This window comes from Sulfitobacter sediminilitoris (assembly GCF_010667575.1).
In the GTDB taxonomy this organism is placed as follows: Bacteria; Pseudomonadota; Alphaproteobacteria; order Rhodobacterales; family Rhodobacteraceae; genus Sulfitobacter; species Sulfitobacter sediminilitoris.
In genome coordinates, this window is record NZ_JAABNT010000040.1 from 1 (window position 1) to 10966 (window position 10966).

13 protein-coding genes are annotated in these 10966 nt (G+C 54.9%); 8 read left to right on the forward strand and 5 right to left on the reverse strand.

Translation table 11 applies throughout. From position 1 onward, the window contains the following. The first annotated feature begins 335 nt into the window (after nucleotides 1-335). The gene (locus GV827_RS22390; protein ID WP_164356414.1) at nucleotides 336-770 is read left to right on the forward strand and encodes a hypothetical protein; all 435 of its coding nucleotides are present in this window, start codon (nucleotides 336-338) and stop codon (nucleotides 768-770) included. A gap of 288 nt (nucleotides 771-1058) precedes the next feature. Next, nucleotides 1059-1706: an HD domain-containing protein gene (locus GV827_RS22395; protein ID WP_164356416.1), complete on the forward strand. Its 648-nt coding sequence runs from the start codon at nucleotides 1059-1061 to the stop codon at nucleotides 1704-1706. A gap of 13 nt (nucleotides 1707-1719) precedes the next feature. Here the strand turns inward: GV827_RS22395 and GV827_RS22400 are convergent, their stop codons facing one another. Both GV827_RS22400 and GV827_RS22405 read right to left on the reverse strand, forming a co-directional pair. Beyond that, nucleotides 1720-3279, reverse strand: coding sequence for a recombinase family protein (locus tag GV827_RS22400; protein ID WP_164356418.1), 1560 nt, complete (start codon nucleotides 3277-3279; stop codon nucleotides 1720-1722). Between the two features lie 211 nt (nucleotides 3280-3490). Continuing rightward, nucleotides 3491-4660 (reverse strand): type IV secretory system conjugative DNA transfer family protein, encoded by a 1170-nt coding sequence (locus tag GV827_RS22405; protein WP_164356420.1) that lies wholly within the window; start codon nucleotides 4658-4660, stop codon nucleotides 3491-3493. Between the two features lie 190 nt (nucleotides 4661-4850). On the opposite strand from GV827_RS22405, the gene GV827_RS22410 reads away from it, so the two are divergent. The 4 genes from GV827_RS22410 to GV827_RS22425 all read left to right on the forward strand — a co-directional run bounded on the left by GV827_RS22410 (nucleotide 4851) and on the right by GV827_RS22425 (nucleotide 6872). Next, nucleotides 4851-5378 (forward strand): DUF3768 domain-containing protein, encoded by a 528-nt coding sequence (locus GV827_RS22410; protein WP_164356422.1) that lies wholly within the window; start codon nucleotides 4851-4853, stop codon nucleotides 5376-5378. Then, nucleotides 5368-5661 carry a hypothetical protein gene (locus GV827_RS22415; RefSeq protein ID WP_164356424.1) on the forward strand — a complete coding sequence of 98 codons (294 nt, stop codon included), beginning with the start codon at nucleotides 5368-5370 and terminating at the stop codon, nucleotides 5659-5661. Before GV827_RS22410 ends, GV827_RS22415 begins: the two co-directional genes overlap by 11 nt. Before the next feature lie 391 nt (nucleotides 5662-6052). Further along, complete coding sequence (locus GV827_RS22420; protein WP_164356426.1) at nucleotides 6053-6400, forward strand: helix-turn-helix transcriptional regulator; 348 nt, start codon at nucleotides 6053-6055, stop codon at nucleotides 6398-6400. Beyond that, nucleotides 6387-6872, forward strand: coding sequence for a hypothetical protein (locus GV827_RS22425; RefSeq protein ID WP_164356428.1), 486 nt, complete (start codon nucleotides 6387-6389; stop codon nucleotides 6870-6872). Before GV827_RS22420 ends, GV827_RS22425 begins: the two co-directional genes overlap by 14 nt. Before the next feature lie 194 nt (nucleotides 6873-7066). On the opposite strand, the gene GV827_RS22430 is transcribed toward GV827_RS22425, so the two are convergent. Further along, entirely contained in the window at nucleotides 7067-7690 is a 624-nt protein-coding gene (locus GV827_RS22430) for an IS6 family transposase (RefSeq protein WP_408056276.1), read from the reverse strand. On the opposite strand from GV827_RS22430, the gene GV827_RS24065 reads away from it, so the two are divergent. Continuing rightward, complete coding sequence (locus tag GV827_RS24065) at nucleotides 7613-7906, forward strand: hypothetical protein (RefSeq protein WP_328823205.1); 294 nt, start codon at nucleotides 7613-7615, stop codon at nucleotides 7904-7906. The two genes, GV827_RS22430 and GV827_RS24065, sit on opposite strands and share 78 nt — an antisense overlap. A 408-nt stretch (nucleotides 7907-8314) precedes the next feature. On the opposite strand, the gene GV827_RS22435 is transcribed toward GV827_RS24065, so the two are convergent. Together GV827_RS22435 and GV827_RS22440 are read right to left on the reverse strand one after the other, a co-directional pair. Then, complete coding sequence (locus GV827_RS22435) at nucleotides 8315-8701, reverse strand: cyclic nucleotide-binding domain-containing protein (RefSeq protein ID WP_164356432.1); 387 nt, start codon at nucleotides 8699-8701, stop codon at nucleotides 8315-8317. Between the two features lie 64 nt (nucleotides 8702-8765). Then, nucleotides 8766-9386 carry a sulfotransferase family protein gene (locus tag GV827_RS22440; RefSeq protein ID WP_164356434.1) on the reverse strand — a complete coding sequence of 207 codons (621 nt, stop codon included), beginning with the start codon at nucleotides 9384-9386 and terminating at the stop codon, nucleotides 8766-8768. A 417-nt stretch (nucleotides 9387-9803) separates the two neighbouring features. On the opposite strand from GV827_RS22440, the gene GV827_RS22445 reads away from it, so the two are divergent. After that, nucleotides 9804-10694, forward strand: a complete 891-nt coding sequence (locus GV827_RS22445) for a sulfotransferase domain-containing protein (protein ID WP_164356436.1) — start codon at nucleotides 9804-9806, stop codon at nucleotides 10692-10694. Nucleotides 10695-10966: the final 272 nt, after the last annotated feature.

The window sequence follows — 10966 nt, forward strand, 5'->3', positions numbered from 1 at the left end:
TTGGCAGGCTGAAAGCCTCGTTCCGCCGTATCGCAACCCGATATGAGAAGACGTCACGCAATTTCCTATCGATGATCAAACTAGCATCGGTCAGGCTGTGGATCGAGTTTTATGAGTCGGCTGCCTAGTGTTTTGCTTCAAAGGTAAACTTAGGAGGTTTTCATGTCTGTCATTTCACTTATCGGTGGTTTTGCGTCTGTTCTTGGCATTTATTCCCTTTTTCGCTGACGCAGAAAACGGCGGAACAGCCGACCGATTCCGCGGAGTTGGGCAATCTCAACCTTAGCAGTGAAATTGCGGCGTCACTTGGAACGTCAAAATCAGCTTTGGCGAGTTTGGCCGCGTACCAGCATGAGGTCGATGATGCGGCCTCGCGCCGTGATCTTGGCCGGGATGCAATTCAGCAGGCAAACGAAGGACGGAGCCAGATTGTCTCTCAGGTGAAAGTGGTGATGAATAATCCCCAGACGAACCTGGACACACTCGCCTACAGCTTCAGCGCGGTGCATTATGCAATGCTGGTACGCCAGACCATCGCAAACGTTGTCGAAGATGGTCCTCTGGGCGCTGCAGGGCTTCACGCGCAGATCAAAGAAGCAGCCGCGCTGCTTCATGATCCGCTTGCGATTGGACCTGCTTTGGACACGGTAATGTCAAACCGAATATTCAACGATATTACACAGACCGGGGCATATGATGATCCCGCTGATGGTCCTCTGGGCGAATTAGGGCGGCTGGTATTCAGGTTGCCGCATAAGACACTTCATTAATGAGGTGGTTAAACACGTGCCTTAAATCAGGGTGCCAAGCTCAGGCAGGCGGTGCCAAAGGCACGGTTACCCGTAACCGTATCAAAGAATTCAGAGATCCATTGCTTCCATTATTTCTTTAATCTCTTTAAGGGTTCGAGTTCTGTCCCGGACTGGTGCACAATACAAAACGCAGTAACGCTAGAAGTCACGATATCACCACTGATCATATGGTGACTACGGAAATGAATCAGCAAACACTGCAGATCATGTTCTCAGACCGCGCAGCTACTGTGCTAATATTCCAATATGAACATCATCGAGTGCACAACAAATTTTGTTAAAAAAACGCTTGCTGAAGCTGAGGGAGGTCACGACTGGTTTCATATTGAGCGAGTATGGAAACTAGCCAAGCACATCGGCGAGGCGGAAAACGGTGTCGATATGACCGTAGTCGAGTTGGGAGCACTCCTTCACGACATTGCAGATTCTAAGTTTCATGATGGCGATGAAGAAGTTGGTCCACAGACGGCGCAAATCTGGCTCGAAAGCCAAGAGGTCGACGAGGTGACCATTGATCACGTAGTCAACATAGTGCGCTACATTTCATTCAAAGGCAGCCTTGAGGGCCAACAATGGATGTCTCCAGAGTTAGCAGTTGTGCAAGACGCTGACCGGCTCGACGGAATGGGTGCCATCGGTGTGGCTCGCACATTCAACTACGGCGGACACAAAGGTCGCGCTCTATACGATCCAGCGATTCCCCCTAAACTCGATATGACAAAAGAGGAATATAAAACTAGTGACTCCCCCACCCTAAATCACTTCGATGAGAAGTTACTTTTACTCAAAGACCGAATGAATACCGATGCTGGCCGAAAAATGGCGGCAGATCGCCATCAGTTCATGCTTTCATACTTGGAGCAGTTTCATGCTGAGTGGAATGGTGAACGTTGAGATTTGGTAGCAGTTAGCAGAACTGTCCTTTGTCAGTTCGGTTTATTGTACGGACTTGATCTACAGCATGCGAACCGGAGAATTCTGCCAATTGCTCCTCAACTTCAAGAATTCTACGCTCAGTTCGAGTTCTGTCCCGGACTGGTGCACCACATAGGGTCTGCAGGGTCATATCAACCTCGCGGAGCCAGTTCTGGGGCTCAAAACAAAGCTTCTTCCCAATGATGGAGCAGTTCGACATGGCGATTTTCAGCAGCCGGGCCTTTTGTGCTGGATTGGCCAATCCGTAGGTGAGAATAAGGCTTTTTGTAAGTTCGAGGTATTTTGCTGCGATCTGTCCGTCGGTGTGGATTTTGCCAAAGTCGTGGAGAGCTTTTTCCAGGTTTTTCCGCTCTGTATCCAGCCGCTGCTTGCGCTCAACATAGGTGGGTTTGTCGATGAGCTGATCCAGAAGCGCATCGGTCAATTGATCTGCGCGCGCCGCCACATTGGCAAGCTGCAGCTCAAGAGCTTGTTTGTCCGTCGCAAAGCTGCGTTTGGTCAGCCAGCTCTGCATCTTCAGCTGGAACCGCGCCTTGTCGCGCGCGCTCAACTGCCAGCGTGACAGCTCAGCGCTTGCGGCTTGTTCGAACCGATCTTGCCGAATGCTGGTCTTGCCACAGCCCTTAGTGTGGCAGCGGTAATAGATATGCGCCTTTTGCCGCTCCCCGATCAGGGACCGTCCGCAGGTGCCGCAGGTGATCAGCTGGCGATAGCTATGGTTGTGGAGGGTGGTCTTTTTGATCTGTCTGTCTGATTTGAGGGTCTGCACCTGTCGGAACAAGGCCTCCGAGATCAGGGGCTCATGTCTCCCCTCATAGGTCCGCCCCGTCCGCTTCAAGACAATGAGGCCGATGTAGAACGGGTTGTTGAGCATGTTTTCCAAGCAGCCCTTGGTGATCGGCCTGCCATTGCGCGTGGTGAGGCCGCGCGCCTCCAGCTCTAACAGCAACTGCCGGAAAGAATACCGGCCGGTCGCATAGAGCTCAAACGCCTGGCGTACCAAAGGGGCGCGGACCGGATCCGGGATCTTGGCCTTTCCCCCGCCCTGATCCAGATAGCCAATGGGGGCAGCCCAGGGAAACAGGCCCTGCTTGAGACGACCGTCCATGCCCTTGATACATTCTTCACGCAGATTGCGCACGTAGTCCGCTGCAATCACCGCCTGGATGTCAGCGGTCAACCGTCCGCCCCGCGATCTGAGATCAAGGCTTTCATGGGCGAAGTGAACATCAACGCCGCTGTCGACCAACTCGCCAATGCGTGCCCAGTCAGAGAAGTTGCGGGCGGACCGGTCAATCTTATGCACGATCAGCCCGTCTGCCTGCCCCGCCTGCAATGAGCGCACGACCGCGTCAAAGACCGGTCGCCCGCGTTTGGCGGCGGTTTCTTTCTCTTCAAACCAGGAAGTCACGGTCAGGCCGCTGCGCTGCGCAAAGGCGGCGATGGCGTCACGCTGAGCCTCCAGCGACACGCCATCACCCTGCTTGAGGGTAGAGACGCGGGTATATGCAAAGCAGGATTTAGTGGTCATAGATCAGGGATCGTTAGACTCTATCAAATCGTCAGGATTTTGCGAGTCGGGCCACGGCCAAGTGCCCTCGCTTTGCATTTTGCGGAAAACCTCCTGACAAAGGCGCAGGTAGTCCTCAAGGGCCTTGTCCGGCATGGCTTTGTGGTTGAATGGTTCAGGTTTTGTCATCGGGATATTATAGTAGATAGTCAGCACGCCTCTAGCAGTCACCTCATCCCGCCCGCTGATACGGTGGATACATCGACGCGGAAAACGGAGCCAACCGCGTACCGCGGTGCATCATCTGCACAACAACGCGGTGGTTCGGCTGGTTTTGCAAATCCCGGGCTGCGAAGGGCGGCACCATCCGCGCCAGAAAGGGGGCGTCCTTTGGCCCCACCCGGAACGCCACCAGGTTACCAACGTTGCCGAAGATCGCATCAGAGACCTCACTGTCGATCTGCGACAGGTGCTGGTGCGCCAAGATCAAACCAAGCCGGTACTTGCGCGCTTCAGAGAGCATGCTAGCGAAGGTCTTGGTGGTGAGATTTGGAAACTCATCCACATAGAGGAAGAATGGCCGTCGGGCGATCTCCGGCAGGCCATGCCTGGTCGTTGCGGCGTGCATGAGCGTCGAGGTGATCATGCCCCCGACAATGTTTGTGATGTCCGCCCCCAGCCGCCCCTTGGCCAGGTTAACGATCAAAACCTGTCCGGTATCCATGATATGTCGGAACCGCAGCGGCTCCGCGGGGTCACATAATGCCGTCCGGACGGCAGGCTGCGCCAAAAACGCCCCCAGCTTGTTTGCCACAGGGGCCACGCCATCCGCACTGCCTTGGTAGTTCAGCGCCGGGAACTCTGTCTTCCAGAAGAATTGCACCTGCGGATCGGTCAGCCGGTCGATCACTTGCCGCCGGAAGCCCTTGTAGGTGAAGAGCCTGATCACATCTCTGAGATCGGCACGGGGCTGTTCCAGCAGGGCCAGCAGCGCGAACCGCAACAAATGCTCCATGCGCGCGCCCCAGGCGTCTGGCCATTGCTTTTTGAGCGTTTCAATCAACCCTGAGGCCACCAAGGGCCGGTAGAGCGGGGCGACCTTTGCCAGCGGGTTATATCCCAAGGGACAGGCCGGATCACTGACATCCCAGTAGAGATGCGGGACGTCGAGGGCCTTGTGCACCTGTTCGGCCAAATCCCCATGGGGATCGATAAGACAGAAGCCAGTGCGCGCCTTGGCGTCCTGTACCGCAAGATTGGACAGCAGTGTCGACTTACCCGTGCCGGTTTGGCCGATGATATAGAGATGCTGTAGCCGGTCGGCACCGGCGATGCCAAAGCGGGTCGGCGGGCCATATCGGCGGTAGGCCAGTCCCAGAATGCTTCGTGTGTGTCTGAACATGGCCTCATCCTCTCGCGGATCTTGTTGGCCTGATAGCTGCTTGCCTATCGCCTGTGCCGATAGGCTGCCTGCTTCGGTCCACCCTCAAGGCATGAGACCATGGGGGTAGATCCGTTCTTTACCCCGTTCGCCTTTTTTCGGGTGCGCCGAAGCATGGTGCTCGGTCGTACCCGTTGAAAAGGAGAAAGACATGGGTACCCCTACAATATCGGCTGAGGCCCTTGGCAGTGTCCCGCGCTGCCAGACCTGCGGCTCAGAACGGGTCGTCAAAGATGCATGGGCTTGCTTTAACCCCGCCAGTGGGTTGTGGGAGATCGAAGCGGTCTTTGATACCGCGCGCTGTCACCCCTGCGACAGCCCAACAACCTTGGTCTGGGCGCGGGCTGAAGAGCCCCCGAACCAGCGTGTGCGCGAGTTGAACGACGTGTTCCGCACAAAGGGACAGGGCAACGGCACAATCTTGATCACGCAAGCTGTGCGCGCCAATGGAGAGGCCTTTATCCAAGAGGTCGCCACGGCCGTCAGAAACTTTGATGCCTTCAGTGAAGACAATGATCCCTGGGGCGAGCATGATTTTGGGGCTCTTGAGGTCTGCGGGCAAAAGGTGTTCTTCAAGATCGATTGTTATGATCCGACCTGCAGCCAAGGCTCGGAAAACCCAGCCAACGCGGCGCTCACGCACCGCGTCCTGACCATCATGCTCGCCAGTGAGTACTGAGGGCGCGGGATATGAGACCTTCACGCTGGTCTGGGAGGGTCTCACCATCGAGATCCGCCATCAGGCAAACTGGCTTGATACTGGTCACTGGCATATTGATCTGCGCTGCGATGACCCCTTACCGGTCACACAGACGGGATATCGGTCATACTTCGTGCCAAGCCCTGCGGTCTCGGTGCAAGCTGACATCACAGCCTGCGTTATCGGCTGGCTCGACGCTGCAGCGCAGACCCCCGCGTGGCGCAAGCACCTGACAGAGGCTGCCCAATTGAAGTTGTTTTGAGCGGCACCTGCATACGCCGCCTCCTTGCGAGGCGGCGTTTTCTGTGGCGCATTGTGCCTTAGGTGAAAGAGTTATGCCCGCCACGCGTATACGGAAGGTACAGCTTTGGCATAGAGTTGCCGACTATCTCGGGCTGTAAAGCATCAGTCGCCTCTGCTGCGCTGCCGCTCTGAACACTGCAAGGGATGAACAACACCGCTTGAGACGTGCGTTGATGCCAGACCGTGTCAAACGGTCTGGTCCACAGACGCAAGGCTCACTGCGATATGTACGTCTGTTTGCAGCATTCCCAGTCACCGCATCGCGCCCTTCGATATCCTGTCTGCTTTGGGATCATCGCCCTCCATTCTAGACTGAAGCTCAAGACGTTTATCCAATAACCAAACCGTCTATGAGTACCCAATTTGCCCTCGATCTGCGCCTGGCGCGTCGGAAAGCGGGATATACACAGAAGGATATTGCCAGTCTGTTGTGCTCGCACCAATCCTTGGTGTCTGATCTTGAGCACGGCCGTGAACGCCCGACGCTTGAGCAGATTATTGAGCTGTCGCTGATCTACGGCAGATCCTTCGAAAGCTTCTTTGCGGAGCTGATGGAAGACTGCCAGTCCCGCATTTTAAAACGTCTGGAGCGGCTTCCTGCAATGCGCAAGCGGACGGCGCAGACATACAACAGATCTGCGTCCCTCAAGCGCCTTAAGCGTCGTCTGACGCAGACCAACGCTTATGGAAACACTTAGCATCCTTGCGATTGCGGTGGCCTCCGGGAAAGCGGGCTATGTCTATCTGTCAGACGGTACTTTGCAGGACTGGGGCATCACCGTCAAAGCCGCCAAGACTGGCAGTGATCTGGTGGGCTTTGCTCAGGGTCTGATCAATGATCTGCGCCCGGATGTGGTGGTCACCGAAGACTGTGGCAAAGGCTCCCGCAAGGGGGCCAACACCAGGCGCTTGATTCAATCGGTTGCGGAGCTGGCCAGCCACAATGCAGTGCTTGATGTCGCGGTGCCGCGCCTGCGCAGGTATCCATCCAAGTATGAAGAGGCCGAAGCCCTTGCCACAAGCCACCCAGAACTTGCCGGCTATCTGCCCGCCAAGAAACGCCGGATCTTCGATTTTGAGCCGCGCAGCATGGTCTTATTTGAAGCACTCGCCCTGGCTGAGGAAGTACTACAACGCCCACCACCGCCGCGCGCAACCCCAATCGGATAGCTGTGTTTAATCGGTTCCAAACTGCCCACGAGGGGCAGTTGTTGTTTGTCCAACCTGCTGACTTTTAAATAAATCATTTGACTCGATACAGCGTCAGGCTGCAGCATTTTGCATATTTTGGGTGCTGCCAGACGAATTCGAACCAGTCTCCAAATGGACAGTGACGCTGCCCCTTATGCCGTGCAAAGACCACGCTACTCGGCAAGAGCGGCGGCGCGGTTCAGCTTGAAATTGGGTCGACTGGAGAGGCTGCGTTCCTGATTGAAGTGATTGTAGACGGAAGCGTGAACGGCGGCGAATTTCTGCAAACTTCGCATGCGCCTGAAACGAAGCATGGCCCGTTCTCTTCGTCGAAAAGGCAAGTGCGAATTTTCCGCCCTGTTGTTCAGCCAGCGGCCCGTTTTCTGCCTGTCTGCGGCGCCGGTCTCTTTCAGCGCAGCGCCGTACGAGCGCAGCAGGTCCGTGACGATCACCTTGGGCCGACCATGCTTACGCATTGCTTTCTTTAAGAATTTCAACGCGGCAGCTTTGTTTCTGCGTTTTGTGACAACAGCTTCCAGAACTTCGCCTTCATGATCGACCGCGCGCCAGAGGTAGTGTCGCCGGCCATTCACCTTCACAAAGACCTCATCCAAATGCCACTTCCATGTCGAGTATGCTCGCAATTGCTGAACACGCCTTCTTCGGATCTCTGACGCGAACATCGGACCAAAACGGTTCCACCAATAGCGGACAGTTTGGTGGCTGACGTCGATCCCGCGTTTGTGCAACAGATCTTCGACGTTCCGAAGCGAAAGCGAAAAACGAATATACAGCATTACCGCCAGGCGGATGATCTCGGGGCTGGTTTTGAAGTATTTGAAAGAGGCTGGCTTGGTCATTCCCAAACGCTACGCAACCGCCCTGCCCGGCTCAACACAAGTTCTTCTGACAGTGCCTTTCTGGCCAATCGTTCCCTGTTGATGGCAATGTCGAAGTGCTCAGCCAACCTGAAAAACCACTTGGTATTCAAATGCTTTCGGACGCTGCCCTAAAACAGAACACAGGAAAAACCCTATGACGTTAGTACATATCGCAGCATCCCGTAGATTGGGTTCGACTCGGTCATCCGAGTCTTTTTGTTGGATGACCTCAAAGCCGCCGACAGCGGCCACTTATGCATAGCCCGCGCAGCGTCGACGTCCGCTTTTTGGATGCAGCGACCACTCTTCCCAAGTCCGGCCATTCGCTGCGGCAGTATCCGATGTCTCACATGCGGAGAGGCTGTGTGAAAACTATTTGCGCGGCGGCAAAACGACAAAAACAGCAAGATTTGCAGCCTCTCTCGTTGAGCTGAGCCACAAACACCTCGCTTCGGGAAAATGAGCGGCACCAAAAGGGCGCGAATTTCGAGTTTTCACACACCCTCCGGACGAACCGGAACTTGGTTTCTCGACCTATGTCTACATAGAGTCTGGATTTCTGGGAGAGCTGAGAGGTGTCTTGGCGGCCAGTTTCCTGTTCGAGTTCCGCAAGCGTAATATCAAAGATTTGATCAGACCTATCGCCTCCGACGGATTGCTCGACATAAGCTCAATCACTTCGTCTGCCGTGTAGGAGATGCAAGCAGTTTGTTCTCGCGCAATAGCAGTTGCTGAACGAGGTGCCGGATCAATAATGCCCATCTCTCCAAAGACTTCATCAGGACCGACCGACGCAAGCCGCCTTTCGTCGCCGTTGCGGTCAATGATTATGATATCGACGGATCCCGCAATCACCTTGTAGGTTAGGTTGCTAGGGTCTCCCTCGGAAAAAATGGTTTGACCCGCCTCAAAAACAACGTTCCGCATCGTAACCTCCGCCTCGCAGTGATTGCATACCCATGAAAATTCAAAGGAAGGGTGTTTGCCGCGACTACTCCCTTAATTCGATATTCCGCTCCTGGAACGCCTTCGTTGCGTTTGTGTGAGGGTAAGGCTTTTCCGGCACAGGCACTTCAAGGAATGCGCAAAGCGGCTCCCAGCCTGATCCAAGCTCGTAAGTCAGGAGTCGGTCTGTTGGTATGGCTGACTTTACAGCAGCAGTATGCTCCTCGAAGTCTGCAATCGCACGGTCCTTAGTGGCGAAGCGGTCGCCGAGAAAAACATCCACAAATTCCTGTATCTGACGCATGTGCGGTGCTTCAGGCGGCATCTCGGTCTCACGAAAGACCTTGATTGTCTTGGAGTAGGATGCCCACCAAGCCTCGGGGTCACGGATAGAAAGAATGACCTTCGCCTCCGGGTATCGCTCAGCGGACTCGCGCCAAAGATGGGCGCCTGGCCAATCCACTTGCGAACGATAGCCCTCAAAAAGAAGGTCTAGATCGAGCGGTGCCCCGCCGCAAAAATAGTCGTGCCACGGCTGGGCTTTCTCCGGGTTGTCTCGGATCTCGTGCATATGGTGACAGGGTCCAAAACCAAGAATGTTTAGAGCTTCCCGGAGCGAATCCGTCCCGGTCCGGCCAAAGCCCGCGCCAATAATGTCCAGTGCCATAGATCAATATCCTTGTGATGATCTGTCGTCTCAAAGTATCAGCAACACACACCAAGCACTCTGGAACCAACGGCACCGCATAGCAATTGAAATTATGCGAAACAAGGAGTGCTGGATAGCACGAACGCAACGGGCTCTCGTGAGACACCTGAGCAAAATGGTCAGACCACCGCTTGAAGCCGGATAGCTGTCACTCAGCGCTGTTTGCATCCGAGGCAACGTCTGCTTTGACGGTTTGATGACAGGTTTCGAAAGAAGGAGGCGTTCGTAAGAAAGCGGGCCACGACCGAGATGCGGACTTAGCCGGAAGTATTCAACGAACCGCGTTTTGAATTGGCCGACCCAGACGCTGGATTTAATACCTGTTGCTTTGATACCAGCCCCGCTAAGCTCTTTTTCAGATCAAGGGAGTGAACGATGGTGGCCGTCAAGACAGAGCGAATTCTGGATTACATCGGTCCAGTGACCAATACTGACATCTGGGATGAGTTCGAAGTTCGCCCGGACGACGTCTTTGTCGTGACCCCACCCAAGTGTGGCACGACTTGGATGCTGAACATCGTGATGATGTTGATATATGGTCGTGTCGTCCCTGAAGCAGGCAACCGGGAGGACGCTCCATGGCTAGATGCCGGATTCCGCGACAGAAAGGCGATTGCCGCATCCCTTTCCAGACAAACACGCCGACGGTGCATCAAAAGCCACACCCCCATGGACGGGATCTCCTACGGGGCAGAACCCACCTATATCGTCGTCTATCGCCACCCGGTGGACGTTCATTTTTCATTTCGCAGCCATGTCGCAAATATGAAAGACCCGGGAAACTTAAGGGAAATGTTCCCTGACGACATTGGCGCGGGTTTCGACCAATTCATCGAGGGAGAGCTGACCGATGCTGGCAGTGATTATCTTACTGTAGCGTCTATCGCCCATCATTTCTTACAGTCCAAAGCGCGCCAAGCAGGGGGAAACGTGCATTTCTTCCACTACGCCGATCTCAGCCGAGACCTGCGGGGGCAAATCGAACGTATCGCCGGCATTTTGGACATCCACCTTTCTTCGCAGATCCTCGATGACATCGCTGAGGCAAACACCTTCGCCAGCATGCGAAAAGCTGTGGAAATCAGTGAAATGCGTTTTCACGAAAGCTCTCCGTTCAACGATCAGGCGAATTTCTTTGCGTCCGGAACATCAAACAAGTGGGAGGGCAAACTGAGCGAAACGGACATTGATCGCTATTCCGACCGTCTCGCTTCGCTATTGTCGCCGGAGGATGAAGCATGGCTCAATTGGGGGCAGTCAGCGTAGTCCTTGAGTCTGCTTTGGGCTCGTCTCGGTCATCTGAGTCTTTCTGTCGGATGACCGATAGGCCACTCTCAGCGGTCAATCATCACAAGCCTACTCTGAGGCAACGTCCGCTTTCGCGCTGCACCGACCCATCTTACCAACACCGGCTCTCTGTTTGCGTAAGTGTCAAGCGCGGGTTTCTCGATCATTCGGGGACCTGGTTCTCTACGAAGTCAGCATTGCCGCTTCCTGATGGCGTCCGGGAGCTGATCGGCCAAAATGTCATTCGCGGA